Source organism: Arthrobacter sp. IK3, assembly GCF_051337705.1.
Taxonomy (GTDB): Bacteria; Actinomycetota; Actinomycetes; order Actinomycetales; family Micrococcaceae; genus Arthrobacter_B; species Arthrobacter_B koreensis.
In genome coordinates, this window is sequence record NZ_JBPPSW010000016.1 from 23,499 (window position 1) to 48,516 (window position 25,018).

Annotated in this window: 27 protein-coding genes and 1 other RNA gene; 5 read left to right on the top strand and 23 right to left on the bottom strand. The window is 65.2% G+C overall.

Annotation, left to right across the window (positions count from 1 at the left end):
- Positions 1-17: 17 nt before the first annotated feature.
- Positions 18-392: a hypothetical protein gene (locus tag ACSLGO_RS17675; protein ID WP_325787909.1), complete on the top strand. Its 375-nt coding sequence runs from the start codon at positions 18-20 to the stop codon at positions 390-392.
- 30 nt (positions 393-422) lie between these two features.
- Here ACSLGO_RS17675 and ACSLGO_RS17680 read toward each other — a convergent pair whose 3' ends face one another.
- Positions 423-1,082, bottom strand: coding sequence for a uracil-DNA glycosylase (locus ACSLGO_RS17680; protein ID WP_325787908.1), 660 nt, complete (start codon positions 1,080-1,082; stop codon positions 423-425).
- A gap of 475 nt (positions 1,083-1,557) precedes the next feature.
- Here ACSLGO_RS17680 and ACSLGO_RS17685 point away from each other — a divergent pair, with 475 nt between their 5' ends.
- From ACSLGO_RS17685 to ACSLGO_RS17695, 3 genes are all read left to right on the top strand, one after another.
- Positions 1,558-1,926, top strand: a complete 369-nt coding sequence (locus ACSLGO_RS17685; RefSeq protein ID WP_436401600.1) for a DUF6507 family protein — start codon at positions 1,558-1,560, stop codon at positions 1,924-1,926.
- The gene (locus ACSLGO_RS17690) at positions 1,926-3,824 is read left to right on the top strand and encodes a hypothetical protein (protein WP_436401601.1); all 1,899 of its coding nucleotides are present in this window, start codon (positions 1,926-1,928) and stop codon (positions 3,822-3,824) included. The genes ACSLGO_RS17685 and ACSLGO_RS17690 overlap by 1 nt, the downstream gene beginning before the upstream one ends.
- Positions 3,825-3,889: 65 nt before the next feature.
- Positions 3,890-4,396, top strand: coding sequence for a hypothetical protein (locus ACSLGO_RS17695; protein ID WP_387004678.1), 507 nt, complete (start codon positions 3,890-3,892; stop codon positions 4,394-4,396).
- A gap of 119 nt (positions 4,397-4,515) precedes the next feature.
- Here ACSLGO_RS17695 and ssrA read toward each other — a convergent pair.
- The 16 genes from ssrA to prfB all read right to left on the bottom strand — a co-directional run bounded on the left by ssrA (position 4,516) and on the right by prfB (position 19,284).
- Positions 4,516-4,885: a transfer-messenger RNA gene (gene ssrA / locus ACSLGO_RS17700) on the bottom strand.
- A gap of 68 nt (positions 4,886-4,953) precedes the next feature.
- Positions 4,954-5,313 carry a hypothetical protein gene (locus ACSLGO_RS17705; RefSeq protein ID WP_436401602.1) on the bottom strand — a complete coding sequence of 120 codons (360 nt, stop codon included), beginning with the start codon at positions 5,311-5,313 and terminating at the stop codon, positions 4,954-4,956.
- The gene (smpB, locus tag ACSLGO_RS17710) at positions 5,313-5,786 is read right to left on the bottom strand and encodes an SsrA-binding protein SmpB (protein WP_091603310.1); all 474 of its coding nucleotides are present in this window, start codon (positions 5,784-5,786) and stop codon (positions 5,313-5,315) included. The genes ACSLGO_RS17705 and smpB overlap by 1 nt, the downstream gene beginning before the upstream one ends.
- Before the next feature lie 85 nt (positions 5,787-5,871).
- Positions 5,872-7,302 (bottom strand): peptidoglycan DD-metalloendopeptidase family protein, encoded by a 1,431-nt coding sequence (locus ACSLGO_RS17715; protein ID WP_325787902.1) that lies wholly within the window; start codon positions 7,300-7,302, stop codon positions 5,872-5,874.
- Between the two features lie 53 nt (positions 7,303-7,355).
- Positions 7,356-8,267, bottom strand: coding sequence for a permease-like cell division protein FtsX (gene ftsX / locus ACSLGO_RS17720; RefSeq protein WP_152273552.1), 912 nt, complete (start codon positions 8,265-8,267; stop codon positions 7,356-7,358).
- Positions 8,264-9,163 (bottom strand): cell division ATP-binding protein FtsE, encoded by a 900-nt coding sequence (ftsE, locus tag ACSLGO_RS17725; RefSeq protein WP_325787900.1) that lies wholly within the window; start codon positions 9,161-9,163, stop codon positions 8,264-8,266. The genes ftsX and ftsE overlap by 4 nt, the downstream gene beginning before the upstream one ends.
- Positions 9,164-9,328: 165 nt before the next feature.
- Positions 9,329-10,246 carry an alpha/beta hydrolase gene (locus ACSLGO_RS17730; RefSeq protein ID WP_325787898.1) on the bottom strand — a complete coding sequence of 306 codons (918 nt, stop codon included), beginning with the start codon at positions 10,244-10,246 and terminating at the stop codon, positions 9,329-9,331.
- Entirely contained in the window at positions 10,243-11,013 is a 771-nt protein-coding gene (locus ACSLGO_RS17735; protein WP_263127197.1) for a 3-hydroxybutyrate dehydrogenase, read from the bottom strand. Before ACSLGO_RS17735 ends, ACSLGO_RS17730 begins: the two co-directional genes overlap by 4 nt.
- On the bottom strand, positions 11,010-11,645 hold the full coding sequence (locus tag ACSLGO_RS17740) for a TetR/AcrR family transcriptional regulator (RefSeq protein WP_152273556.1): 636 nt from the start codon (positions 11,643-11,645) through the stop codon (positions 11,010-11,012). The genes ACSLGO_RS17735 and ACSLGO_RS17740 overlap by 4 nt, the downstream gene beginning before the upstream one ends.
- Complete coding sequence (locus ACSLGO_RS17745; RefSeq protein WP_386917534.1) at positions 11,642-13,201, bottom strand: class I adenylate-forming enzyme family protein; 1,560 nt, start codon at positions 13,199-13,201, stop codon at positions 11,642-11,644. The genes ACSLGO_RS17740 and ACSLGO_RS17745 overlap by 4 nt, the downstream gene beginning before the upstream one ends.
- The gene (locus ACSLGO_RS17750; RefSeq protein WP_263127200.1) at positions 13,198-14,325 is read right to left on the bottom strand and encodes a branched-chain amino acid ABC transporter permease; all 1,128 of its coding nucleotides are present in this window, start codon (positions 14,323-14,325) and stop codon (positions 13,198-13,200) included. The genes ACSLGO_RS17745 and ACSLGO_RS17750 overlap by 4 nt, the downstream gene beginning before the upstream one ends.
- Entirely contained in the window at positions 14,322-15,200 is an 879-nt protein-coding gene (locus ACSLGO_RS17755) for a branched-chain amino acid ABC transporter permease (RefSeq protein WP_152273558.1), read from the bottom strand. The genes ACSLGO_RS17750 and ACSLGO_RS17755 overlap by 4 nt, the downstream gene beginning before the upstream one ends.
- Positions 15,201-15,203: 3 nt before the next feature.
- Positions 15,204-15,968 carry an ABC transporter ATP-binding protein gene (locus tag ACSLGO_RS17760; protein WP_091603280.1) on the bottom strand — a complete coding sequence of 255 codons (765 nt, stop codon included), beginning with the start codon at positions 15,966-15,968 and terminating at the stop codon, positions 15,204-15,206.
- A complete protein-coding gene (locus ACSLGO_RS17765) occupies positions 15,968-16,726 on the bottom strand; it encodes an ABC transporter ATP-binding protein (RefSeq protein ID WP_377955734.1) in 759 nt (252 codons plus the stop codon). Before ACSLGO_RS17765 ends, ACSLGO_RS17760 begins: the two co-directional genes overlap by 1 nt.
- A gap of 13 nt (positions 16,727-16,739) precedes the next feature.
- Positions 16,740-17,942 carry a substrate-binding domain-containing protein gene (locus ACSLGO_RS17770; RefSeq protein WP_091603274.1) on the bottom strand — a complete coding sequence of 401 codons (1,203 nt, stop codon included), beginning with the start codon at positions 17,940-17,942 and terminating at the stop codon, positions 16,740-16,742.
- 223 nt (positions 17,943-18,165) lie between these two features.
- A complete protein-coding gene (prfB, locus tag ACSLGO_RS17775; protein ID WP_091603268.1) occupies positions 18,166-19,284 on the bottom strand; it encodes a peptide chain release factor 2 in 1,119 nt (372 codons plus the stop codon).
- A 156-nt stretch (positions 19,285-19,440) separates the two neighbouring features.
- On the opposite strand from prfB, the gene ACSLGO_RS17780 reads away from it, so the two are divergent.
- Positions 19,441-19,737, top strand: coding sequence for a hypothetical protein (locus tag ACSLGO_RS17780; protein ID WP_436401604.1), 297 nt, complete (start codon positions 19,441-19,443; stop codon positions 19,735-19,737).
- A 301-nt stretch (positions 19,738-20,038) separates the two neighbouring features.
- Here the strand turns inward: ACSLGO_RS17780 and ACSLGO_RS17785 are convergent, their stop codons facing one another.
- The 6 genes from ACSLGO_RS17785 to ACSLGO_RS17810 all read right to left on the bottom strand — a co-directional run bounded on the left by ACSLGO_RS17785 (position 20,039) and on the right by ACSLGO_RS17810 (position 24,893).
- A complete protein-coding gene (locus ACSLGO_RS17785; RefSeq protein ID WP_325787887.1) occupies positions 20,039-20,515 on the bottom strand; it encodes a pilus assembly protein TadG-related protein in 477 nt (158 codons plus the stop codon).
- Complete coding sequence (locus tag ACSLGO_RS17790) at positions 20,512-20,976, bottom strand: hypothetical protein (protein ID WP_325787886.1); 465 nt, start codon at positions 20,974-20,976, stop codon at positions 20,512-20,514. Before ACSLGO_RS17790 ends, ACSLGO_RS17785 begins: the two co-directional genes overlap by 4 nt.
- Entirely contained in the window at positions 20,957-21,397 is a 441-nt protein-coding gene (locus ACSLGO_RS17795) for a TadE family protein (RefSeq protein WP_325787884.1), read from the bottom strand. The genes ACSLGO_RS17790 and ACSLGO_RS17795 overlap by 20 nt, the downstream gene beginning before the upstream one ends.
- A 486-nt stretch (positions 21,398-21,883) precedes the next feature.
- Complete coding sequence (locus ACSLGO_RS17800; RefSeq protein WP_436401605.1) at positions 21,884-22,525, bottom strand: type II secretion system F family protein; 642 nt, start codon at positions 22,523-22,525, stop codon at positions 21,884-21,886.
- 290 nt (positions 22,526-22,815) lie between these two features.
- Entirely contained in the window at positions 22,816-23,670 is an 855-nt protein-coding gene (locus ACSLGO_RS17805) for a type II secretion system F family protein (protein ID WP_377955677.1), read from the bottom strand.
- Complete coding sequence (locus ACSLGO_RS17810) at positions 23,667-24,893, bottom strand: CpaF family protein (protein ID WP_436401606.1); 1,227 nt, start codon at positions 24,891-24,893, stop codon at positions 23,667-23,669. Before ACSLGO_RS17810 ends, ACSLGO_RS17805 begins: the two co-directional genes overlap by 4 nt.
- Between the last annotated feature and the right edge of the window lie 125 nt (positions 24,894-25,018).

Here is a 25,018-nt window from a genome sequence, read left to right on the forward strand (position 1 = left end):
GCCGTATCGTTTAACTGATGATTACTCGACGCCAAGCAGCCCAGTACCTTGATATTCCGCTCGAAATGGCTGCCAAGCACGGAATCCCGGCGCGGCTGGAGCAGGCCGAGCTGAATGAACTCGATGCCAATCCTCCGGCCTGGCTGGCGCAGTCCCGCGCCAACCGTACCGGTAAGCGGCCGGTCTGGGTCCACCTGGAGTGCGCGGTCTGCGGCTTCCGCGAGACGGCCCGCCCCAAGAAGTGGTGGCCCGGCTTCACCTTTGTCGCCTGCTATGACCACAGTGACCGGGAGCTGCCCGAGGTTCCCGCGGGCAGCGTCCGCAGCGAATATGAGGGTGTTGGTTCCCGTTTCACCGGAATCGTCGATGTTCCGGTGAACGAAGCGAACTAGGTTTTCGGCCCTCAGCGTTAGAGGCTCTGCTCAGCGGCCGGTTGCCGCCAGACCGGTGCGCGCCATCGCGTCCTTGTAGACAATCCGCATTTCGGCCAGTGACTCCTGCTGGCGTTCCTCGGTAGCGCCGAAGGAACGGCCCTCTGCCGAGCGGGCCTTGTAGACCTTGAGGCTGCGGCGGTAGATCATCCGGTTCTCGGTCTTAAGGAACGCGGCCGCCAGGCGCTGCGCTTCGGTGCCGTGCGCCACGATCACCGATGCGCGCGGGACCAGTGCCAGGAAACGCAGCAGCGGCTTCAGGCCCTCCGCTACTTCTTCCTTGGTGAGCTTCGTGTGCGGCTCGCCCGGGGTGTACCAGGGATGGACGTTCCACGGCATCACGTATTTCGGCTGCAGCCCTACCTGCCAGTGAACGCCGAGGAGGCGGGTGATGGCTTCATCGCTCCCTGCGGTAATGAAGCCTGACGGATGGGCGGGACCGTTGTTCGAAAACAGGCTCACAATCCGGGCTTCGTCCACGTCATGCTGCGGGTCCACGTACGGAACCTCGCTGCCGGGCTTGAGCTCGGCCAGGGTGTCGCACAGCTGGTTGACCTCAGCCACGTTGGGCTCATAGCGGCGGTCGAACAGGGACAGGGAACTGGAATCTACGGGGGTTTCTGCGGACGTTTCGGCGGGGGCGGACTGCATGGGGGTGGCGCTTCTCCTACGGTATTGCGTGTCTTCCCGCCGCGGGGCGTGGGGGCACGTCGCAGCGCTCCGGACTCGCACAGGGCGCGCGAAATACGGAGCAGCAGGTCAGTGATGGGTGCGGTGGAAAGGGGCGTCTCCGCGCCGGAAGCCGGACACTGCGTGGGCAGCGCGGCGGGCGAAGGGCTTCTTCCAAGCTTACCAAGGGCTGGCGGGGGCCGGTGCCAGGGAGCCGCTCCGGAGGGTTGGCCGGTGACCGTCCGTTGTTTGGGGCCGGAGCCCGGGAGCCGCACCGAAGGGATGGCCGGTGACCGTCCGTGCGCTTCCTAGAGGTTCGGGGCGATGTCCGGCAGGCGTCCGTTGTTAGGGGCCGGAGCCCGCCGGCACGGCATGGGTAGTTCTGCCCATCGACTTCCGGCGCCAGATGCAGCAGAGTCTGCACTAACGATGATGTCCATCATCTCCAGGGGGAACATTGCAGTACCAGATCCAGCCGGGTGTTATCCACGCAGCCATCGTGGATGTCGCTGCCGACGGCCAGGCCCTGCTTGACGCCGGAAAAGACGCAGGATCCAGTGCCGACCAGCTGGCCGGCAGTTTTGGCTCTGCTGAAGTTGTCGCCGGGGCGTTTTCCCAGTTCTGGGATCCGCGACGGGACGTTGCGGACATCATCGCCAGCCTGGTTTTCCGGAAAACCTCAGCCTTGGCTGACGCCACGGCGGCTTATGTGGAAGCTGACGGCCACATGGGTGCCGCCGCCGAGTCTGCGCTCGCTAAGCTGCCCACCGCTTACTCCCCGACTCCCCCGCCGCAAACGGGCAGGCTGAAGTTCCTGGAGCAATGATGACCGGCTCTGCGCTTCCCGACATTTCCGGGAACTGGACCAACCTTGATGCTGCCGCTGAGGACCTTCGGGTGCGGGCAGGAGTAGCCGAGAGCTACCTCACCGATGCCGCGGCAGCCTGGCAACGCGTGGTTCCGGCGTACCGGGAGCCTGGAACCCAGGACCTGGTGCACACGGCCATGGACTCTCTGCCCGGCCCCATGGCCGGCTGGCGCTCCGCCCTTGCTGCAGCTGCCGGCATCATCCAGGACTTCGCTGCAGCCGCCGCTATCCTGAGTGACGAGTGCCGGACGCTTGAGGCAGAACGGCCATCCTCAGCCCCAGCCGAAGATGACCCTGCAGCCCGGAGGGCCCTGGACGAATTCAATACCCGTGCCGGTGAGCTCACCGGGAAATGGAACACCCTCCAGGAGGAGACTGCCGCCCGGCTGGCCGCGGTATCCGGCGGCACCGGAGACGGACTGCCCATGACGGCGAGGACCGGAGGGCCTGTGCTCCCGGACGTTCAGTGGAGTGCCCTCACGGTGACCTTGGATGACCGGCTGGGTGCGGTGTCCCCCGCCTTGCTCCTGGAGTCCCTGCGCGGCCTGGACACGGCAGAGCTGCGGGCCTGGACCGAGGCAAACCCGGACGCTGCTGCACTGCTGGCCGCCAATCGGCTGATGGGACCGTTCCCGGAGGGAAGCCCGGAGGCTGCCCTGTCTGCCGTCCTCCAGGACAGCTTGTCAGAGGAAGGAATTGCAGCCATCCGCGCTGCTTGGCTGCAACTGCCCGCGGCAGACCAGGAAAAGCTCCTGTTGTTGTATCCCGCGGTGTTTGGCGCACTCAACGGGGTGCCGTTTGCCTCCCGGGTCCACGCCAACACGATCACGGCCGCCGGCTACCAGCACACTCTTAAGCAGGATCTGGCCGCTCTTGGGGAACCGAGGCTCTCCGATTACGGGCACGACCGCGCCTCAGCAATTCGATGGAACAACGACCACACGGCGTGGCAGGCCGAAACGGGCCGGCTGAAGGACAAACTGAAGGGGTTGGATTACGTCCTTGACCACGGTATCCAGATAGTCCTGATCAGTGTTGAGGGAGACGGGCGGATCGTCACCATGAAGGGGACACCCTCTGACTCTGTCACGACGTCGGCAGTCCTGGTGCCCGGCACCGGGGCGGACCTGAGCTCCGTGGGAGGCTACACGGACCGGTTGGATTCCGTCGACGGTGACCCAATTCCGGAGAAGCTGTCCTTCTACTGGCAGGGAGCCGATCTGCCGGATGAGCTCCACCACAATGTGACCAGCTCGTATAACGAGGACGGCGGACCGCTCCTGGCCGCTTTCGACCACGCCTTGGACCTTGAGCTGGCGGAAGATGCCCGCAGCACCTACGTCGGTTACAGTGCCGGAGGATCGATGCTCGGCACCGGTGAGCGGGAGGGACTGGATGCCACGAATATCGTTTACGTAGCACCTGCCGGGACAGGCCACGAGGTCTCGGGTCCACAGGACACAGCCAGTCCAAGTGCAAACCGCTACTGGATCCAAACCCGAGATGACCCGATCACGGTGGCGCAGGTGGCCGGCGGCGGGTTCCACAGCGGGTCTTTCTGGAGCGGCGGGAATCCCAAAACGCAGATGGGCGCCATACGCCTCGAATCCGGATTCCTGGATCCTTTCGACCCGGACACAGTGATGAAGGGTCACTCGGACTACTTCGTCGAGGGGTCAACCTCCGCAGCGAACATCCAAGGGGTGATCGAGGGAGGCCGGGTGAGCCTGTACGTTGAAGAGGTGTTCCATCACGGGTTCGGTTACTCCTACTGGGAAAGTCCGTTGGAGGATCACCCGGAAGACTACGTGAGAAGGAAGATGCCGACCGTGAGCACCGAGAGTCTCGAAAATTGAAGCTGCGCCAAGGCGGCGTGTTTGCCGCCGCAACCGTCCTAATCGCATTCCTGGGAGGCTGTGCCGTGAATACCGAAGAAGCACCGGATCCCGTGGGTGAGACCTCGCCGGAGCTTATGCAGCGGTTTGAGCAGCTCCTGCCCGCTTTGGCAGAGCAGGCAGGTTCCGGACTCAGGATCGAGGACCTGCGGGAGGAATCCTGCCTGCGCCCGGAGATCGAGGAGCAGCAGCTGGAAACCCGCTGGCTCGGTATCGCCTCGGGTGAAGTGCCCGACGGCGGCACAGCCAACGCCGCCTTGGACCGCATCGGCCAATGGCTGGACGCGGAAGGCTGGGAACTCCAGGACGAGGTCACGTATCCCCCGGACGAGCTCGGAGACATCCGGGTCCTGATGTACTCCCTGGATGATGTGAACCTCACGGCGACCTACCGGAACAGCGGGCGTCCGTGGGTGGAAGTCCTCGCAGTGTCTCCCTGCCGGGAGAACCCGCCGGAACACCAGATGCAGCGCTCCACGCTGGACCCGGAGTACGGACTTTCCAGCCAGTACTACCAGGACGGAGAGTCCTAGCCGGCCCCTCCACGACCCGCCAGTGGTAAGCAAAGCACCCGCCAGGCCCCGCCAGTGGTAAGCAGAGCACCCAGAACACAAAAAGCACCCCGGCCCGAAGGCCGAGGTGCTTTTGTGGTTCGTGGAGATGGGGGGAATTGAACCCCCGTCCGATGTCGTGTTGTCAGGGCTTCTCCGGGCGCAGTTCACGTTGGATTTTCTTGGCCCCAGCCATCATGTGAACAAGTGGCTGATCCGGGCCCAGCCGTCTAAAAGTCCCAAGCACTCCAACGGCAAGAGTACTCAGCAGTGGCCCTCTAAATGACGCCAGGATCCGGGACGAGAGCATTCCCGGTCTGACGGACTATGCCCGCTGCTTAGGCAGCGAGAGCGAAGTCAGTGCGCTTAGAATCGGCACTTATTGGTTTGCAGAGAGCGTTTACGAGATAACCCTGCATCCTCGGCCCGCTTCACCTGTCGCGACTAACATCGTCGAAACCTGTCATCCCCGTATTCAGTTACCAAACTGATGTGTCCGTACCGCAACCGGCCGGACCGTTAACTATAACGCATTTGGGCTAGAACGTCAGGCCGAAAACGGTAACCGGCGCGCCCCAGAGCAGAAGCACCAGCACTGAGAGCAGCACGAACAACACCGAAAGGATCGTCAGGGCCGTCATGCCGGCATACTTCCTGCGGAAAGCCCAGCCGAACAGCACGGCGTTCGCAGCGACCAGCACCGGCGAAATCCACACCAGCAGCTGCGCCAGGTACACGTAGAAAACCACGAAAAACGGCACCGCAACCAGGATGACCACCGGAACGACCGCAGCCACGACCAGCAGGTCGATTGCTGCGACAGCCCATGCCCACAGCGGTTTACGGCCCTGTTCCGGGGCATCCTCCTCAGGCTGCGCTTCCCAGAACGTTCCGCTCACTACGCTCCCCGGTTCTTGGCCCGCATCTCCCGCAGTGCCTCGCGGTTATCCTGCTTTTCCCGCAGGGTCTGCCGCTTGTCATAGTCGCGCTTACCGCGCGCGACGGCGATTTCAACCTTGGCGCGGCCGTCCAGGAAATACAGCTGGAGCGGCACGATGGTGAAACCTGATTCGCGGATTTTCTGCGAGATTTTGTCCAGCTGCTCGCGGTGCAGCAGCAGCTTGCGCCTGCGGCGGGCAGAGTGGTTGGTCCAGCTGCCGTTCAGGTACTCCGGAATGTAGACGGCCTCGAGCCAGAGTTCATCGTTGTAGAACGTCGCGAACCCGTCCACCAGGGACGCGCGGCCCTCACGCAGGGACTTCACCTCAGTGCCCATCAGCACCATCCCCGCCTCATAGGTGTCGAGGATCTCGTAGTTGTGCCGGGCCTTGCGGTTGGTGGCCACGACTTTTCGGCCACTTTCTTTGGGCACGGTTCAACTCTCCTTCGTAGCGTTGCGTCTCGCGGTAGTTTCACCCCCGGATACCTGCCCGGAGGCGAAACACCCATTCTAGGCCCTAGAGCAGTCCCATGGGATTCACGAGCTGTCCGTTGAGCATGGTCTCGAAGTGCAGGTGGCAGCCCGTGGAGTTACCAGTGGTACCCACGTAGCCAATCAGTTGTCCGGCGTTGACCCACTGCCCTGCAGAAACCATCCGGCTGCTCAGGTGGTAGTAGTTCGTTGCCAGGGCACTCGTTCCAATCACACCGTGGTTCAGCACGATCCGGTTACCGGTACCGATCATTTCCCCGCCGCCGGTGTCCGAGCGCCAGACTTCACCGGCAGCAGCCGCGTAGACCGGCGTTCCGCACTGGGCTCCGAAGTCGATCCCGGAGTGGAGGTAACCGCCGGTGCCGGAGAAATCGATGGTTCCTGCCGGCGTCGCACGCCAGCCAAAACCGGAAGTCAGCGGTGCGCTGACGGGATAGCGCAGGCCGAAGGCCGACGGGTTGGTCGGCTGGACGGTCTGGGGAGGCGGAGCAGGCTGGTTGTTGCGTGCGGCTTCTTCCGCCGCGCGCCGGTTTGCTTCAGCGATCCTGGCTTCCTCGGCACGGCGTGCCTCTTCGAGCAGGATGCGCTGGCGTTCGGCAATCTCAGCCTGGACGGCCGCCTGCTCCGACTGGATCGACGCGAGCTTCGCCTGGATGACAGGCTTCTTGGCTTCGAGCTGGCCGTTCAGTTCCTCGGCGCTGGCGATGAGGCTGTCCACCTTTTCCTTCTCGGCGGCGGCTTCGTCGCGGGCTGCCTGCTCCGCACGCAGCGCCTCTTCAGCCTGTGCCTTAAGCGAGGAAATCTCCTCTTCAACCGCGGTGAGCCGCGCTTCAGAGTTCACGTTGGTCGCGGCCTGCTGGGAAAGGCGTTCGACGGCGGCGTTCTGTCCGCGCAGCGCCTGCCCGGCCATGCCCATGGAATCGGTAAGGCTGTCAGCACCGTTGGCCCCGAACATGAGGCTCAGGCTGGAGGGCACTCCCCCGCTCTTATAGGCCTGGCTGGCGATCTGCCCAATCACTTTCTGGGTTTCGTCCAGGGCCTTGCGGTCCTCTTCGATCTGGGCAGCGATCTTGTTGCGGCTCTCCTGGGCCAGGGCAACCCGATCGGTGAGCGCCCCCACCTTGGCTGACGCAGTGGTGACCCGCCCCTCGGCGTCTGCCAGCACGGACTGCGCGGCGGGCAGCTCTTCGTTCTGGTAGATGTTCAGCTGGGCCACAGTCTTTGCAATGTCAGCGTCCAGGTATTCATATTCTTCCTGAACGCGCTGCTGCTCCGCCTGCAATGCATTCTTGCGGTCGTCCAGCTCATCGGCCTGGGCAGGAGTGAGGACGGCGGCTAGGGAAAGGACCACTGCCAGGAGCATGGCTGCCCCTGCCGCGGCCGTTTTCCGCGCAGCATCCAGCCGCGCAGCAGGTATTGCTGCGCCCCCCGGCGGGATACCTTGGTTGTCATTCATCGGCGAGACCATACATGTAGCGTTCTGCTTTCCTTGTGACCGGTGCCCACACTTTAGACCTTGATATAGCGTCTCAGCGTCAGCAGTGAGGAGACTCCAGCCAGTAATGTACCCAGAATCAGGAGTACCGGGCTCAAAAGTAGCACTTCACGTGCAGATATAAAGGCAGTAGCCGGGTACTGACGGGCCAGCATGCCAATGAAGAAGTGCGCCACGGCCCAAAGGGTTCCGGAGGCCAGGACCGCACCGATCAGCGCCGCGATCACGCCCTCCAGGACAAACGGCAGCTGGATCACTGCCTTGGAAGCGCCCACCAGGCGCATAATTCCGGTTTCGCGGCGCCGGCTGAATGCGGACAGCCGGATGGTGGTGGCAATCAGCAGGATGGCGCACACCAGCATCAGCACAGCGACGATCAGCGCCACCAGGGACGCGATATTCATGAAGGAGAAAACCTTCTCCAGGAGTTCGCGCTGGTCACTCACGGATTCAACGCCCGGCATCGAAGAGAACGCCTCATTGATGACCTCGTACTTTTCCGGGTCCACCAGGGATACCCGGAAAGTTTCCGGCAGCTGGTCCGCGGTAACGCTGTCAACGATGGGGGAATTCGCGAACTGTTCACGGAAATGGCCCAGGGCGGTTTCCTGGTCCTCGAAATGTACGGTATCGATGTACTGCTCGAACTCCGCTGAATTCAGCTTCGCCTCAATCGCGCTGCGCTGCTCGTCGGTGACGGCGCCCGAGGCACAGGAGGGGGAAACATCGTTGTCCACGCAGAGGAAGACCGCCACCTGCACGCGGTCATACCAGTAACCCTTCATCTGGTTGATCTGCATCTGCAGCAGGCCGGCTGCACCCACGAAGGTAAGGGATACAAACGTCACCAGGATGACGGAGACCACCATGGACAGGTTGCGCCGGATCCCTGAGCCGATTTCGCCCAGGACAAAAGCCATCCTCATTCGGAGACCTCCGACCCGGCCGTGCTGTTCTGTTTCGCACTGCCCTCGTTGGCACTGCCCTGTTTGGCACTGCCCTGTTCAGCGCTGCCGGGAGTGCCCGCCGCCTCGGGGCGGCTGGAAGCGGACACTGTGCCGGCTGCCGGAGCGGCTGCGGCTGGATCCTTCTCGCTGACGGCATCCGTGCCGGCCGCCGGCACTACCGGCTGCATCGCCGTCGCCAGGTAGATACCTTCGCGTTCGTCGCGGACAACCTGGCCGTTGCGGAGTTCGATGACCCGTTTGCGCATCGCGTTGACGATGTCATGGTCATGCGTTGCCATGACAACGGTTGTGCCGTTCTGGTTGATCCGGTCCAGTACCTTCATGATTCCCAGTGAGGTGGTGGGATCGAGGTTGCCGGTGGGCTCGTCCGCAAGCAGGATGCCCGGCCGGTTCACAATGGCACGGGCGATGGCAACGCGCTGCTGCTCGCCGCCGGAGAGTTCGTGCGGGAGCCGGTTGTCCTTGCCTTCCAGGCCAACTGTTTTCAGGACCTCCGGAACCGAATCGCGGATGACGGCACGCGAACGGCCAATGACCTGCATCGCGAAGGCAACGTTGGCGAAGACGGTCTTGTTGGGCAGCAGGCGGAAGTCCTGGAAGACGACGCCGATGCCGCGGCGCAGGCGCGGCACGCGCCAGCTGGGAATCTTGGCCACGTTGGAGCCGGCCACGTACACGGTTCCCCGCGTCGCGTGTTCCTCCTTCAGCACCAGTCGGATGAGCGTCGATTTGCCCGACCCGGAGGCACCCACCAGGAAGACGAACTCGCCGCGGTCTACGTCGAGGCTGACGGAGTTCAGGGCGGGCCTGGACTTCCGGTCGTAGACCTTTGTGACGTTGTCGAAAGTGATCATTACTGTTTCATGCCCTTACGTAGCAGCCGGAACGGCAAGGGCCTTTGGCCTTGGGAGCAGGGAACCGGCCTTTCGACTATAGCCAGCGGATCCAGCCACCGGTCTGATCGGCGCGTGGTGTGTCGCCGGAAGCAGCTGCCCCCTCCCGGGGACTTCGCAGACGACTCAGCTGGCTGGTGCCTCCCCTGCCGGCAGCCGCCGGGACACAGCCTCCCCGGCGAGCACACCCGCAACAGCGGCGGCACCGGGATCATCCATGACGATGGTGTAGTGGTTCGTACCGGGTACGTCGCTGATCCGCAGGTCCGGCAGTTTGGCCTGCCAGGAAGCAATGTAGTCCGGCGAGTACAGCCCCGGTTCCTCGTCCAGGAGCCCGCGCGGAGCCCGCAGCAGCTGCACCGGGTGGGCGAGCTGGTCCAGTGCCTGCAGGAGCGCGGTGCCGCGGTGCAGCTCGGCCGTGTCCTCAAGGAGCGCCTGGGTGGAGGTGGCAGCACGGAACCCGCTGCCGTGCGGCTGCAGGTCGTAGGCCAGGTAATCACGCAGCAGGTCATTCCAGTGACCGGCGAAGGCGGGGTGCGGGGCCCAGAACTGCTCGTAGTCCGCCGGGGACTCGAACACCTGCTCCAGCCGTTCGGCAGCGGGGCCCAGCACGGCCTGGATGACCTGCTCGTCGCTTAGTCCGGACGGCACGTCCAGCGGCAGGCCGCCGTCGACCAGCACCAGCGACTCCACCAGGTGCGGGTGGCGGTTTGCCAGCACCAGTGCCGCGAACGCCCCCATTGAATGGCCAACGACGACGGCGCTGGGCACTGTTAGTGCCTCCAGCACCGCGGCGAGGTCATCGGCATGCACCGGCATCCCGTACGGTCCGGGCAGCGTATTGCTGCGTCCCCTGCCGCGCAGGTCCGGTGCGATCACGCGCACGTCCGGCAGCGCGGCGGCCACCATGCCCCAGGTACGGTGCGACGCCGTCACACCGTGAATGGCCAGGATTGCCGGGGCCTGGGGGTCGTTCGGACCCCAGATGCCGGTGTGCAGGGTGCCGCCCCGGACGGGAACTTCGGCGCTGGTGTAGCTGCTCATCGCGCGCTCCACCCGCCGTCCATGGTGTAGGACGCCCCGGTGACCATCCCGGCGCCGGGCCCGGCGAGCCACGCGGCCAGGGACGCGACTTCCTCCGGCTCCACCAGCCGCTTCACCGCGGACTCGGTAAGCATGACCGAGGCAATTACTTCCTCTTCGGGAATCGAGTTGATCCGCGCCTGGTCAGCGATCTGCGCCTCAACCAGTGCAGTGCGTACGTAGGCGGGGTTGATGCAGTTGGACGTGACGCCGTGCGGCCCGCCCTCCAGCGCAGTGACCTTGCTGAGTCCTTCCAGGGCATGCTTGGCGCTGACGTAGGCGCTCTTGAAGGCGGAGGCCCGGAGTCCGTGGACGGAAGAGATGTTGATGATCCGGCCGAACCCGCGCTCGTACATTCCCGGCAGCGCGGCGCGGATGAGCAGGAAGGGCGATTCAACCATCAGCCGGTGGATGAGGCGGAACGTCTCCGGGTCGAAGTCCTGGATGGGATTGATCCGCTGGATGCCCGCGTTGTTGACCAGGATGTCTGTGTCCAGGGACAGGTTTTCCAGTTCCCTGGTGTCGCTGAGATCCACTTCCCACGCTGTTCCTCCGGTGGCCGCAGCGACCCGCTCGGCGGCTTCCCGGTTGACGTCCGCCACCGTGACCTTGGCGCCCAGGGCCGCGAAGGTGCGGGCGCAGGCTTCCCCGATTCCGGAGCCGCCTCCGGTGACCAGTGCCGTTCTGCCTTCCAGGCCCGCGGGAAGAACTGCTTCAGTGCTGCTCATGCTCCACCTCCGTCTGCCGGCGCCTCGGGCGCCATGCCTCGTTCGATAAACCGCATCATTTCCTCGAATTCCGCTTCCGGAATCTCGGGAGCGGGCCCCCCGCCCTCCCGGTCGGCATGCCACAGGACCCAGCGCATGCCGAGCATCTCGCCGATGCCCATCAGTGCCCAGGCCACGGTGTCCACGTCCATCGGGCGGATCTCACCGGCGTCGCGCGCTGCTTTGAGGCCCTCCACGTAGCCGTGAACTATCCGTGTGTAGTGCATGCGCAGGGCGCCGGGTGAAACAAACTCTGCCTGCCGGATGATCCGGTAGAGCGCCGGATGTTCGGCGGTGAACCGGAAGAACGCCCGGAATCCTTCGCGTTCGGCCTCGATCCGGTTAGCGGCGGCTTTCGCTGCCTCGGTCATGGCCTGGCGGACGCGCCGGTTCAGGTCTTCCACCACCTCGTCGAAGATGGCCTGCTTGCCGTCGAAGTAGAGGTAGAAGGTGCCCAGCCCGACCCCTGCCTGCTCGGTGATCTTCACGATCGAGGCATCGTGGTACCCCACCGATGCGAAGACCTGTTCAGCGGCTTCGACCAGCCGTGCCCGGGTCCTGGTGCCGCGTGCTGTCCTGGGTGTGGTGCTCATGCGGTGTCCTGCCGGTTGGGGGTTGCGGGGTGAAGGTTTCCGGCGCTGCGCAGCCGGGAGCGGGCTACCTTGTGCAGCGAGGTGCGTGGCAGGGTGTCCACGAATTCGACGCGCGTCGGCACCTTGTACCGGGCGAGCCGCACTCCGCAGTGCTCCAGGATGTCCTGGGCATCCGGAGCGGTGCCGGAACGCCGCACCACGTAGGCGACGCCGGTTTCGCCCCAGCGCGGGTCCGGCTCGCCTGCGACGGCTGCCTCAGCCACGGCCGGATGCTCCAGCAGGACTGCTTCCACCTCTGCCGGGGAGACGTTTTCCCCGCCGGAGATGTAGATGTCCTTGAGCCGATCGATCACCCGCAGGTAACCGCCGGCGTCGCGCTCCACCAGGTCACCGGTGTGCAGCCAGCCTCCGGCCAGGGCGGCCGCCGTGGCCTGGGGATTGCGGAAGTAGCCGGAAAAGACTCCGGGCCCGGAGACCAGCAGCTCCCCCTTACACGGTCCGTCCAGGTGTTCCCCGGTTACCGGGTCCGCGACGGCGACGTCCACGTGCGGATACGGCTTGCCTGCCATGCCTACGCGGGCGCCGGCTTCCTCCTCCGGAAGACACAGCACATTCGGACCGGCTTCGCTGAGGCCGTACCCCTGGGCCAGGGCGACACCGCGCGAATGCCAGGTCCGCAGCAGCGGCGCCGGCATGGGCGCTCCACCAACGACGGCGCGGCCCAGGCTGGAGAGGTCCGTCCGGTCGAAGCGCGGATGGGAGGCGAGCATCAGGTAATGCGCCGGAACTCCCATCATGGTGGTGACCTTCCGGTCCTCGATCAGCGCCAGTACCCGGCCGGCGTCGAAAGTGCGTTCAAGCACCACGGTGGCACCGGTCCACCAGGCCAGCAGCGGCTGGATGTTCCAGCCTCCGGCGTGGAACTGCGGCAGCACCGCCAGCACGACGTCCCTGCTGCCGATCTCCGCGGTACGGGAAAGCGACAGGTTGGTCCAAAAACAGTTCGCGTGGCTGAGCACCACGGCCTTGGGCTCCGCCTCGGTGCCGGAGGTGAAGACCATTAGCAGCGGATCACCGTCCAGGACGGTGTCCCCGCTGGGGCCGTTCTCCTCCAGCAGCCGCAGCGGGGCGGGCGGCCCGGACTCAACCCCGGTGCGTCCCAGGGCGGCCGACGGCGGCGGAACAGCCAGGCGCGCTGCCGCCTCCATGGCGACGGCGGAAAACTCCTCCTCCACCAGCAGCAGAGCCGGGTCTGCGAGCGCGAGCTGGGCAGCGAGCTCACGTGCCGAGAGCCGCCAGGACAGCGGAACCAGGACCAGCCCGGCCTTGGCACAGGCAAAGAAGGCCACCACGTGGTCCGCGCTGTTGCCGGTGACCGTGGCAATGCGGTCACCGCGACGGTAGCCCGAGTCCTTGAGCGCGCCGGCCAGGGCTGTGGACCTGGCCTCCAGATCCCGGTAGCTCAGCGGTACACCGCGGTCATCGATCGCGGTGCGGTCCGGAGTGGACAGCGCGCGGTCAGCCGTCCAGCGGCCCAGGGTGTGCAGGGAACTCATCCGGCTTCCTCCAGGATCTGCTGTGGCCGGCGGGCGGCTTCGCGGCTGCGCAGCCGTGCTGCTGCCCCGGCAAGTCCGCCGGGCAGAAACAGCACCACCAAGATGAACAGCGTACCGAGAATGAACATGGGCTCGGAGAGCGGAATCTGCAGGATCCGCGGCAGCCCGTCGATCGCGTCGGAGTTGGCGAGTGCGGTCAGGCGCTGGTCCAGCAGCGTGTAGACCACACCGCCCAGGACCGCTCCCCAGCGTGAGCCGACACCGCCCAGGACCACCATGACCAGCAGGGTGATAGTGAAGTCGGAGGACACCGCCCGCGGCACCGCACCGGATTGCAGCAGCAGGTAGGTCATGCCGACCACGCCGGCCAGCGTCCCCGCGACGACGAAGATCAGGAGCTTGGCCAGATAGGGCTGCAGCCCCAGCACCCGGACGCGCATTTCGTTCTCCCGCACGGCCGCTGCGACGTGGCCGGCACGGCTGCGCTGGATCCAGGCCGTCACCAGGAAGACTGCGACGAGGGCGGCGAGCGCCAGCCAGTACAGATTGCGGGTGTTCGCCACACCGACCAGGAAGGACGGCACGTGCTCCGTGGCGAGACTCAGTCCTTCCTCTCCCCCGGTGGCACCTTCCGGGTTCCGCCGCACCATCACGGACCCGGCCTGGGCGAACGCGAGCGTCACCATAGCGAACGGTATGCCCGTGACCCGGAGCGCGACGGCGCCGGTCAGGTTGGCCAGCACGATCACCACCACGAGGGTCAGTGCCATGGCCGGCAGCAGCGGCAGGCCGGTCCGGTCCAGGATGATCGCCAGGCCGTACACGCCGGCTCCGAAGTACAGTGCGTGCCCGAAGGACAGCATGCCCGCGACGCCGAGCAGCAGGTGGTAGGTCAGTGCTGCGGCCGCCATCAGCATGCAGAGGGCCATCAGCTGCAGTGAGCCCGGTGTGTAGGTGGGGCCGGGAAGCAGGCCCGGAAGCGACAGATTGAACAGCGGCAGCACGGCGAGGACCAGCACTCCTGCCGCGCCCGCTATCCAGGCGGCAGGACGGCGTCGTGCTTTGCCTTGCTGCTGAGCCGGAGGCGGAGCCTTGGTGTCCTCCCGAAGCTGGGCTGCGCTCATGCCGTTACCGCCTTTCCCATGAGTCCCGCGGGCCTGGCCAGCAGAACTGCGGCGAGGAGCAGGACCACCACGAAGTCGCCTACGCCCCAGTAGAAGTTTGCGAACTGCTGAAGGATCCCCACGGCTACGGAGGCCAGAGCGGCACCGGTCAGCGATCCGAGGCCACCGATGACCGTCACGATGAACGCGAAGATCAGCAGTGAACCGCCCAGCAGCGGTGACACGTAACCGAAGTAGTGGCTGGCGAGCACGCCACCCATGCCCGCAGCTGCGCCGCCGATGGTGAAGACCAGGGTGAAGGCTTTGCGGACATCGATGCCGAGGGCCGTGACCATGGACCGGTTTTCCACGCCGGCCCGGATGATCATGCCGTACCGGCTCTTCTTCAGGAACAGCAGCAGCCCGCCCAGGACAAGGGCTGCGGCAAGGATGGCGACGAACCGGTCATTGGGGATCCGGGCGCCGAGAATGTCCGTGGTTTCCTTCAGCCAGGCAGGTCCGGTGATGAAAGACGGGTCTGTTCCCCAGATACCTTCGAACAGGGCCACTGAAGCAAGGGACAACCCCACGGTCACCAGCACCTGCTCAATGTGGCGCTGGTAGAGCGGTCGGATGAGGATCCGTTCGGTCAATGCGGCAAACACCGCGCCGGTGGCGGCTCCGACTGCCAGCGATATCAGGAACACGCCCCAGCCGCCGGCGCCGAGCGCCTGGGCCGCCTGCCAGCCGATGAACGCGCCGAGGGTCAGGAAGGATCCATGGGCGAAATTCAGCACACCCATGAGTCCATAGATCAGGGACAGGCCCGAGGCGACCAGGAAATAGAGTGCCCCCAGGCCGAGGCCGGTGACGGTGAGCAGGATGATGGTGCTCATGCCTCAGGCTCCCTTCGGTGCGGCGGTGGCTGCCGGGTTGGGGTTTGCTGCGGCGGTGCCCGTGTGGACGCCGAGCAGCCGGTGGTTGAGATCCGTGTCATCGAGGAACTCGCCGGCGTTCATGCCTGTCAACGCCACCTTCCCGCCGGAGAGGACCGTGACGGTGGCAGCGAGCTGACGCACGACCGTCAGGTTTTGTTCCACCAGCAGGATCGGCACCGTCCGGGCCGCTTCGGCCAGAGCCTCCGCGACTTCCTGCACGATCTTCGGCGCCAGGCCCTTGGTCGGTTCGTCCACGAGCAGCACCTTGTTGGTGTTCAGCAGGGCACGGGCCAGCGAGACCATTTGCTGCTGTCCGCCGCTGAGCGTTCCCGCCATCTGGGCGGAACGTTTCACCAGGTCCGGGAAAAGGTCTTCCACGAGCTGCCGCCGGGGATGCTCGTCCCGCTCAGCCAGGCGGAGATTCTCGGCGACGGTGAGCCGGGAGAAAACCTCGCGGTCTTCGGGCACGTAGCCCACCCCGCGGGCGATGATCCGGTGGGTCTCGGCGCCGTCGATGCGCTCGCCGTCGAGCTCCACCTGCCCGCTGCGGGGAATGAGCCCAATGACGGCCTTGATGGTGCTGGTCTTGCCCACGCCGTTCCGGCCGAGCAGCCCGGTAACGCCGAATGCCGGTACCTCGAAGCTGACGTCCTCGACGACCTGCTGGCCGCCAATGGAGGCGGAGAGATTCTGCACCCGCAGGATGGGCGCGTTTTCGGTGTTCATCAGACGGGTTCTCCCAGGTAGGCGCTCTGGACCAGAGGGTTGGCCATGACTGCTTCGGGGGTGTCGACGGCGAGCAGGGAACCGTGGTGCATCACCGCAACCCGGTCCACCAGTCCCAGGACCACTTCCATGTGGTGCTCGACCATCAGCACGGTGCGTCCGGAGTCCCGGTGCATGCGGCGGATGACTTCGGAGAGCCCGGCGACGTCCCCGGAGCCGACTCCGGCCATGGGTTCGTCGAGCAGGATCACTGCCGGATCCGCTGCCAGGAGCATCGCGATCTCAACCTTGCGCTTGTCTCCGTGGGACAGGCCGCCGGCAGCTGACGCGGCTTTGGCCTCCAGCCCCACTTCCGCTATGCATCCGGCAGCGATGCCGGTGGCTTCGTCACCGCTGCGCGGGAAACGCAGGAGCGAGAGGCTGCCGCCCAGTTTGGCCTGGGCTGCCAGCCGCACGTTTTCGAGGACGCTCAGCTGCGGGAAGAGGCTGGACGTCTGGAACGTCCGTCCCAGTCCCGCCGCCGCCCGCCGGTGCACCGCCAGCCGTCCGACGTCGTTCCCCGATACCACCACGGTGCCCTCGGTGGGGCGGAGGAGCCCGGAAATGACGTTGAACAGGGTGGTCTTACCCGCGCCGTTCGGTCCAATCACGCCGAGCATTTCGCCGCGGCGGACGGAGAGGTTCACGTCGTCGAGGATCCGGGCCCCGCCAATGCTGAGTCCGACGCCGGCGAGTTCCAGTGCGATGGGTGCGTCCATGGGGTCCACGGCCCTACTTCGCGGCTTCGGGCGGGGCCACGGAGTCCGCGGCAACCGTTTCGACGAGTGTGGGAACCCAGGTCCCGCCCTGGTCATTGAGCGTGACCTGATACATGTCCTGCAGCAGGGCGTGGTCCGAGGCGCGGACCGTGGTGGTGCCCTTGGGCCCCTCGAAGCTCCAGCCCTCCAGGGCGGAGACCATCGCGTCGACGTCGCTGCCGCCTTCGCGGACGGCCTGGACAATCATCTGCCCGGCGACGAAGCCGTCCGGCGTGAACAGGTCCGGCTTCTTGCCGGCGGCTTCCACGGACTCGATCATCGCCTTCTCCACGTCATTGTTCGCGGCGCCCGGGAAATAGTGGTTGAGGAAGGAGATCTTGGTACCGGCGGCTCCGTAGGCGCCGAAGGTGGCGGCGTCGCCGAGACCGGTGACGATCGGGGCGGCGTCGAAGGCGCCCTGCTGGTCCAGCGCCTGCCACATTGAACCCGACGTCGCGCCGGCCCAGGCCACGAAGGCCATATCCGGGGCTGCGTCGATGAGCTGGCGGGCGAAGGGAGTGAACTCAGTGGCATCCTCCGGCACCAGGACGCTGGAGACTTCCGCGCCTTCCGCACCGAGGACTGCCTCGACGGCGGCGAGGTTGCCCTGGCCAAAAGCATTGTCCTGGGCGAAAACCACAACCTTCTTTCCCGCCAGGTCATCCACGAAGGAACCCGCAGTGGCTACGTCCTGCAGGGACTGCCGGCCGGAGCGGAAGGTGTACTTGTTGATGCCCTGGATAGCGTCCGTTGCCGCTGGACCGGAGATGTAGAGGACCTGGTTCTGCTGGGCCTGTTCGGCGAGCTTGAGGGCGATGCCGGAGACCACGGTTCCGGCGAGGATCTTGTAGTCCTGCCCGATGAGGTCCTTGGCCACGGTGACTGCCTTGTCCGGGTCTCCGCCGTCGTCATGGTAGGTGATGTTCAGCTCGGTGTCCCCCACCTTGCCGGTGCCGTCGGTGGCGTAGTCGATGCCTGCCTGCAGGCCTTCGTAGTAAGCCTCGCCGTAGGCCGCCAGCGGCCCTGTCTTGGAGTACACGATTCCGACGTCCACGCTCGACGGCGCGTCGCCGCCATCTGCGGGCGCCGTGCCCGCATCGGTGGAGGGGGCGCAGGCGGAAAGCGCCAGCCCGGTGGTCAGGGCCGTGGCGAGGAGGAACTTCGTTGTTGCCTTCACGGTGGTGTGCCTTTCAGTGCGGTGGCTGCAGTGGATGCATTTGATGCCGGCCGGGCCGGGGTTTTGGAGCACTAACCTGAAAGGCGATTCAGGCTACGGAAAATGTATGGCACAGATCACATGTGAGTCAATGGGTCTTTTTGCGGAACACGGAAAAGCCCGGATCCCTCGAGGGACCCGGGCTTTCGCTGGAGGACTGCTGGGCGGCCGCTCCACTGCCCAGCTAGTTGCGGGCTGAAACGCTGCCGTTGGCACGCCAGCGGATGCCGGCGTCGATGAAGTCGTCAATCTCGCCGTCGAACACAGCAGAGGTGTTGCCCACTTCGTGTTCGGTGCGCAGGTCTTTGACCATCTGGTACGGGTTGAGCACGTAAGAACGCATCTGGTCCCCCCAGGATGCCTTGACGTCGCCGGCGAAGGCCTTCTTTTCGGCGTCTTCCTGCTCCTTCTTCAACAGCAGGAGGCGGGACTGAAGCACACGCATGGCAGCCGCGCGGTTCTGCAGCTGGGACTTCTCGTTCTGCATTGAAACCACGGTGCCAGTCGGGATATGCGTCAGGCGTACGGCGGAGTCCGTGGTGTTCACGGACTGTCCGCCGGGGCCGGAGGAGCGGAAGACGTCCACGCGGATTTCATTGTCCGGAATGTCGATGTGGTCCGTCGCCTCGATGAGCGGAATAACCTCGACGGCGGCGAAGGAGGTTTGGCGGCGGCCCTGGTTATCGAACGGGCTGATGCGGACCAGCCGGTGGGTGCCGGCTTCCACCACCAGCGTGCCGAAGGCGTAGGGCGCTTTGACCTCGAACGTCGCGGACTTCAGGCCAGCTTCTTCGGCGTAGGAGGTGTCCAGGACCTGGGTCGGATAGCCGTGGCGTTCCGCCCATCGCAGGTACATGCGCAGGAGCATGTCCGCGAAGTCTGCGGCGTCCACCCCGCCGGCGCCGGCTCGGATGGTCACCACCGCTTCGCGTTCGTCGTACTCGCCGGAGAGCAGGGTCACCACTTCGAGCTCGGAGAGCGCCTTGCGCAGGGACTCCAGCTCGGACACCGCCTCCGCCTTGCTGTCGGCGTCGGATTCATCCTGGGCGAGCTCTACGAGCACTTCGAGGTCGTCAATGCGTGCCTCAAGCTTCTGCAGGCGTTCCAGGGCGCTCTGCTTGTGCGAGAGCTTGGACGTGATCTTCTGGGCCGCGTCCGGGTCATCCCACAGGTTGGGTTCCCCCGCCATCTCGCTGAGTTCAGCGATGTCCTCCTTCATCGCGGCGACGTTAGAGACGTCCTCGATGGAGGCAAACGTGGAGCGGAGGGCGCGGATTTCTGCGGGAAAATCAATTTCAGCCATGGTGATTACAGACTACGCCATGCCCCGGTTTTCCGGTCTGGAGGTGCCCGGCGGATGACAAGCTGGATCCGGGACGCACCGAAGCTTTGTACGCATGGATGTCAGGGCCCGGGAGTAGATTGGTGCTGTCCGATCCGGAAAGGAGCTTCGAACTCGATGAACGCTTCCCCCTCCCCCATCCGCCACCCAGAGCGCGGACACAACTACGGCCGCGACGAACTTGAAGAGCTTGCCGAACAGGGCGATCCCTGGGCTATCGGCAAGCTGGACGATTGGGACCAGTATGAAGCGGCCGATTACGTTGGATCGCTGCGTGACCGCTGCCCGGACCCAGCCTGCGACCTGTACGGCGAGCGCGTCACCCTTTGCTATTCCGATGACGGCACGCTGCTCGAAGTGGATCACGGCGGCTGGGGGCATTACCCGCCGCAGGAGCAGGCGAAGGCTTCCTAGCTTTACTGCGTGGCGTTAGCGCGCGGCGCGGCGTTAGCGCGCGGCGCGGGCTGGACGACCGGTGCGCGCCTGGCAGCGGCCGGTGTGAGAACGGGCGCGCCAGCGCCGCGCCGGGCCGGGAATTGGCGTCTCACCGAGGGCCTGCCTGAGCGCAGGGCATCGGCGTCTGGCCCCGACCGGGACTTAGCGGGTGACGCTGGCAGGGGCTTAGCGGGTGACGCCGACGCAGCATCTGTGCCTGGCTGCAACCGGGGCTTAGCGTGGCCACGGCGGAGCGTCAGCGCGCCGGGCCAACCGGGACTTAGCGTGTCAGGCGAGCCCGCGCGTCGCTTTCAGCGGTGATCCGGATACCGTTCGGAACGAGGAAGTTCACGATCGGCGGATGAACGACGCCGGACAGGACCACGCGTGCGGTGCGCCCGTCCGGGGTGCCGGTTTCCGGCTCGATCCGGAGGGATGGAGTCGCCTCTCCTGCACGGCTTTGCTCCAGGTAGCTCTGGACCTGTGCGGTTACCCGGCCCGAATCCAGGAGAGCCACCGGGGCAGACCCGCCCGAGCCCTGTACCTGCGACAGTGAGAAGGTATCGGCAGCCGCCAACGCCGCCCCGTCAGCAGCGGACAGGAGCTTCTTGTGGCCCAGGTAAACCGAAGAAGCCGCTGCAATCACGGTGATAACCAGTAGCGCCAGAACTACGTATCCAAGGATCAGCACTCCGACCTGGCCTGAGTCACGGGCGTCCGATGCTGCTTCCGGACATGCGCGGCATATATCGGTCATCCGTACCTCTCAACCGTCTGCATGGATGTCGAATCGACCCGTACTGGCGCCAAATCCGCCCCTAGAGCGCCAGCGAACGGGAGTGGTACGTTCATAGCGGCCGTGACCGTCACTGTCGATCCTGGGACTCCGCATTCCGGGCTGCACGTTATCTGGAGCTCAAGGGCACCGGGGTCGAATCCAAAATCTGTGAGTGCCAGTTCCGCCGCAGCCCGTGCCTGCCCGTCCGGTCCGTCTGCAGGAGAAGCCGCCGCGTAGACCTTCGCTGCATGCTCCGCAGCACCGACCATTGCGTAGGCTGCCCCCTGGACCTGACCGGCAGTGAGGATCAGGTAGACCAACGGAACCAGCAGCAGGACTCCCAGGAAGACGAATTCGACCGCGGCGCTTCCTTCCTCGTTCTCATCCCGGTGGTCCGTGCCCGGCGCGGGCGGCAATCCATCAGTCCGGCCAGTAGGCATGTCCTGCCACCTCGATTCCTCCCTGCGGGCCAATCAGGCCAATGACCGGCAGCGGAGCGCGCACCGTGACCTTGAGCATTGTGTGCCCCGAATCCTCAGTCCGCGCATAGGAAATGTCCTGCGCAAATTCGGGGCTTAGGGAACCGGAGATCAATTGCCGGGCCCGTTCCACGCCGTCCTGTGCGTTCCGGTCTGCCAGAGTCCCGTAGCGTGCACCGGAACCTGCAGCATCCGTGAGGGTGTTGCGCACATGCAGCACCAGAGCCAGCTGTATCACTGCCACCACGATGACAGTCAGCAGGGCACCCACCAGGACGAAATCAACAACGGCGGAACCGGAATCACGTTCTTGGATCGGTTCATCCCCCTTTCCGGCGTCAGCCCACGTTATCGTGGCGTTCCTGGTGCCGGTGGCGGTCATAGTCCTGAGGGCGCCCTTGGTGGCGGCGTGGTGACTTCTGGCACCGCCGCCAGTGCTCAGGGCATTCCCGCTGTCGGCGTGGTAACTTCTGACGCCGCCCCCAGTGCTCAGGGCGTTCCCGCTGGCTACGTTCCCGCCGGCGGCGTGCCAACTTCGAACACCTCCCCGGCTGGCAGCGTCCCTGCTCTTGTCCCCGCCCCTACTTCTGGACTTGGGCGATTGCTGATTCAAAGAGGGAAACCAGGGCGGGCCGCGCCACGGTGAGTATCGCGGCAACCAATACGGCGGACATGAGTGTGATCATGACCCAACCGGGGACGTCGCCCCGCTCCCTCTCGGAGATTGGGGGATGCAATGCTGCCTGAAGCCGGGTCATGATGCTGGCAGCTAGGAGGGCCGGCAACATCCGCAGAGCGATTCGGGTTCTCATGGAAGTCCTTTCGTTGGTTTTCCGGTGGGTAGTGGTTTGCGATTTCACTGGTGACGTCAAAGTCCAATGCTGAGAAGGGAGAGGCCGGGGAAGACCGCGAAGAGGACGGTCAGCGGAAGGACACCGAAGACCAGGGGAACCATCATCGCGATTTCCTTCTTGCCGGCTTCCTCCATCAGTTCGCGCTTGGCCATGTCACGGACGTCCTGTGCCTGCGAGCGCAGGACATCTGCCAGAGGGGTTCCACGTTCGATAGCCACGGACATTCCGTCCACGAACCTTGAGAGCGGAGCCAACTGGGTGCGTTTCGAGATGTTGCCCAGGGCCGCCAATAACGGCGTCCCCGAGCGCGTCTCCGCGAGGGCACGCCCGAATTCCTTGGACAGTTCTCCGCCCGAGGTGCGGGCAACACGTTCCAAGGCACCGCCGGCGCTCTCCCCGGCACCGACGGCCAGCGCCATCATCTCGGCGAGGCTGGGAAACTCCGCGAGCATGAGCGCCTCGCGCTTCTTGACCTGCCTGGTCAGCAAGTAGTCGCGGAGCAAGTACCCCAGCACCCCCGTGGCCAGGACCAGCGTTGCGACGGCCGGAACCGAGATGTGCCCGTTGGCTGCAAGCCAGATGCCGCAGGCTCCGCCACACAGCAGCCCCGCGCCCGCAAATAGGAGCTGGGCTGAGCGGAATTCCAGGACGCTCATATGGTTTCCGGCGCGGTCCAAGCGTTTCTGCAGCGAGGACGCCGCTGGGTTTATGCGTTCGAGCCTTCCCGCCAGTTCGGCTAGCAGAGGCCGGAAAACACGTTCAAGGGGACCAAATGGTGTGACGTCCGCGGGTGCGAGGAGCCTGGAGCCCGGGGACGCGGAACGCAGCTGGGGTGCAATCCGATCCGCAAACGAGGTGGGACGCAGGAACGGAAGGCGGACGACGGCCAACCACAATCCGGTCCCAAGGCATGCGCCCATCAGCATGGCCAAGGGCCAGACGCCGCTCACCGCAGGACCCTTCTCTCGGCAGGCAGCGCTCCTATGCGGAGCATCAGGCGGTAGCAACCCACGGAAATGACCATGCCAGCGGCCAGGACAGCAGCTCCCGCAGGCGTGTTGTAGGCTTCTACGGCTTCAGGGGCAGTGGCCATAAGTACTAGGACTATCCACGGCGCTGCTACGGCGAGCCTGGCCGCGTTGATGGTCCAGGACTGCCTGGCCAGCAATTCGCTGCGTGTCCGTGCGTTCTCCCGGAGGAACTCGGCCAGCGTCCCCAGCAGCCGTCCGAGATCCGATCCGCCAACTTGCCGGGTTATGCGCAGGGATTCCACGATCCGGTCCCCCACCGGATCCGCGAGGCGGTCTTTGAGCGCGTCCAGTGCCTCATCGAACGAGCCCCCGGAACGGTAGTCGGCACCGAACTCCCTGAAGGGCGCCCGAAGCTCCTCGGGTCCGTTGTCCCCCAGTTGGATAAGAGCTTCAGGCAGGGACATTCCGGCGCGTATGGCAGAGCGCAGGTGGTCGACCGCGTCAGGCCACAGTTCCAAGAGCGAGGCACTCCGCCTGGCGGCCTGCCAGCGTACCGCCGTCACGGGAAGGGCCGAGGCGAAGACCCCAAAACAGCCCGCTATCGGGAGAGAACCGGTGAGGACCCACGCCGTGAGGAGGGCCAGCATGCCAAGCAGTGCGCTGCTGAGAATGAGTCCTCCCGGCGTCACGCGGCTGACGCCTGATGTCCGCAGCAACTCCTCGAGCCGCCCAGGTCGACGAGGCTTCGGTGCCCTCTCCGGAACGACCCAGCAGGACCACCACACCAGGAACAGGCCCAGGCCCAGTGTCAGTCCGGCGATCGCGCTCATGCTGCCGGTTCCAGGAGGTCGGCCAGGTTCATTCCGGCACGGGCGAACTTGTCCGGTGAGGGCAGCGATGACGGTGAGGCCTCCAGCCTTCCGTTCTCACGGTGGAACACCAGCGTCGACTCTATGACACCGTTCTCTACCCTTCGCCCCAGGGCCAGGATTTCCGCCACCTCCCGTTTGCCGGCGGGAGTCCGGACGCAGTGGACCACCAGGTCGATGCACGAGGCAACAGTCGGCACCACGAAGGAGCTTGAAATATTGGCGCCGGCCAGTAGCGGCAGTGTGGAGATCTTGGTGACGGCGTCGTGGGCACTGTTTGCGTGGACGGTGCACATTCCAGGAAGGCCTGAATTCAAAGCAATTAACATGTCCAGACTCTCCGCTTCCCGGACTTCCCCAACAATCAGCCGGTCTGGCCGCATACGCAAGGCTTCCTTGACCAGGCGCCGCAGCGGTATCTCCCCAGTGCCTTCAAGGTTGGGCTGCCTGCACTGCAGGCCGACAACATCGCGCAGCGGCAGCTGGAGCTCGAAAATTTCCTCGACCGTCACTACCCTTTCCCGTGCGCCTATGGACGCTGCGAGGCAATTCAGCAATGTCGTCTTGCCTGCCTGCGTGGCTCCCGAGACCAGGATGTTGAGGCCTCCGGCCACCGCCGCTGAGAGGAACTTCGCGGCCTGGGGCGTCAGGGTTCCAAGTTCCACGAGGTGCTCCAGCCGGCTGGCCCTGACTATGAACTTCCTGATGTTCACCGCCCAGTGTCGCCTCGTCACATCCGGTATGACCACATGCAGCCGTGATCCGTCCGGAAGTGCTGCGTCAACGAAAGGCGAGGACAGGTCCAGGCGCCGGCCCGAAGACTTCAACATCCGCTCCACCAGGTCCCGGATCTGCTCGGTAGTCAGGTTGAGTGCGGTCAGTTCCGAACGCCCGCCGCGAGCTACGTACACTTCCCCGGGCGAGTTGATCCAGACTTCTTCCACGCTCGGGTCGTCCAGCAGGGGTTGGAGGGCTCCGTAGCCAGCGACTGAGTCAAAAACCTGTTTGGCGGCCCGCTCGAGATGGCCCAGTGCGGGAAGCGAGCCGAGCAGCGAGCGGTCGTCGTAGTCCTGGACCGCGGCGTCGACCAGCCGCCGGACTTCACCGGCTTGGCGTGCCGGGTCCAGCCCTCGGACGCGGATGAGCTCGCGTACCTCGTCTTCGACAATTCGCACCGCGTCCATTCGTGCTCCCCCGGATCCTGCCGCGGCGTTCCGTCCGCGGCAACGAGAATGAGACTGCTTCTGCAGGCCAGTGAGGCCATGCGGGCGAGGATAGGCTAATTAGCTTGAGCTGGCGAGAGTGGCAG

Excerpts from the sequence above, each read along its gene's own strand:
- ACSLGO_RS17680 (WP_325787908.1), bottom strand. The coding sequence starts at position 1,082 with ATGCAGTCCGCCCCCGCCGAAACGTCCGCAGAAACCCCCGTAGATTCC.
- ACSLGO_RS17810 (WP_436401606.1), bottom strand. The coding sequence starts at position 24,893 with ATGGACGCGGTGCGAATTGTCGAAGACGAGGTACGCGAGCTCATCCGC.
- ACSLGO_RS17760 (WP_091603280.1), bottom strand. The coding sequence starts at position 15,968 with ATGAACACCGAAAACGCGCCCATCCTGCGGGTGCAGAATCTCTCCGCC.
- ACSLGO_RS17785 (WP_325787887.1), bottom strand. The coding sequence starts at position 20,515 with ATGACCGATATATGCCGCGCATGTCCGGAAGCAGCATCGGACGCCCGT.
- ACSLGO_RS17730 (WP_325787898.1), bottom strand. The coding sequence starts at position 10,246 with ATGAGCAGCTACACCAGCGCCGAAGTTCCCGTCCGGGGCGGCACCCTG.
- ACSLGO_RS17740 (WP_152273556.1), bottom strand. The coding sequence starts at position 11,645 with ATGAGCACCACACCCAGGACAGCACGCGGCACCAGGACCCGGGCACGG.
- ACSLGO_RS17765 (WP_377955734.1), bottom strand. The coding sequence starts at position 16,726 with ATGGACGCACCCATCGCACTGGAACTCGCCGGCGTCGGACTCAGCATT.
- ACSLGO_RS17795 (WP_325787884.1), bottom strand. The coding sequence starts at position 21,397 with ATGACCGCCACCGGCACCAGGAACGCCACGATAACGTGGGCTGACGCC.
- ACSLGO_RS17715 (WP_325787902.1), bottom strand. The coding sequence starts at position 7,302 with ATGAATGACAACCAAGGTATCCCGCCGGGGGGCGCAGCAATACCTGCT.
- prfB (WP_091603268.1), bottom strand. The coding sequence starts at position 19,284 with ATGGCTGAAATTGATTTTCCCGCAGAAATCCGCGCCCTCCGCTCCACG.
- ACSLGO_RS17780 (WP_436401604.1), top strand. The coding sequence starts at position 19,441 with ATGAACGCTTCCCCCTCCCCCATCCGCCACCCAGAGCGCGGACACAAC.
- ftsX (WP_152273552.1), bottom strand. The coding sequence starts at position 8,267 with ATGAGGATGGCTTTTGTCCTGGGCGAAATCGGCTCAGGGATCCGGCGC.
- ACSLGO_RS17790 (WP_325787886.1), bottom strand. The coding sequence starts at position 20,976 with ATGCCTACTGGCCGGACTGATGGATTGCCGCCCGCGCCGGGCACGGAC.
- ftsE (WP_325787900.1), bottom strand. The coding sequence starts at position 9,163 with ATGATCACTTTCGACAACGTCACAAAGGTCTACGACCGGAAGTCCAGG.
- ACSLGO_RS17675 (WP_325787909.1), top strand. The coding sequence starts at position 18 with ATGATTACTCGACGCCAAGCAGCCCAGTACCTTGATATTCCGCTCGAA.
- ACSLGO_RS17750 (WP_263127200.1), bottom strand. The coding sequence starts at position 14,325 with ATGAGCGCAGCCCAGCTTCGGGAGGACACCAAGGCTCCGCCTCCGGCT.
- ACSLGO_RS17805 (WP_377955677.1), bottom strand. The coding sequence starts at position 23,670 with ATGAGCGCGATCGCCGGACTGACACTGGGCCTGGGCCTGTTCCTGGTG.
- ACSLGO_RS17690 (WP_436401601.1), top strand. The coding sequence starts at position 1,926 with ATGACCGGCTCTGCGCTTCCCGACATTTCCGGGAACTGGACCAACCTT.
- ACSLGO_RS17800 (WP_436401605.1), bottom strand. The coding sequence starts at position 22,525 with ATGAGCGTCCTGGAATTCCGCTCAGCCCAGCTCCTATTTGCGGGCGCG.
- ACSLGO_RS17745 (WP_386917534.1), bottom strand. The coding sequence starts at position 13,201 with ATGAGTTCCCTGCACACCCTGGGCCGCTGGACGGCTGACCGCGCGCTG.
- ACSLGO_RS17755 (WP_152273558.1), bottom strand. The coding sequence starts at position 15,200 with ATGAGCACCATCATCCTGCTCACCGTCACCGGCCTCGGCCTGGGGGCA.
- ACSLGO_RS17735 (WP_263127197.1), bottom strand. The coding sequence starts at position 11,013 with ATGAGCAGCACTGAAGCAGTTCTTCCCGCGGGCCTGGAAGGCAGAACG.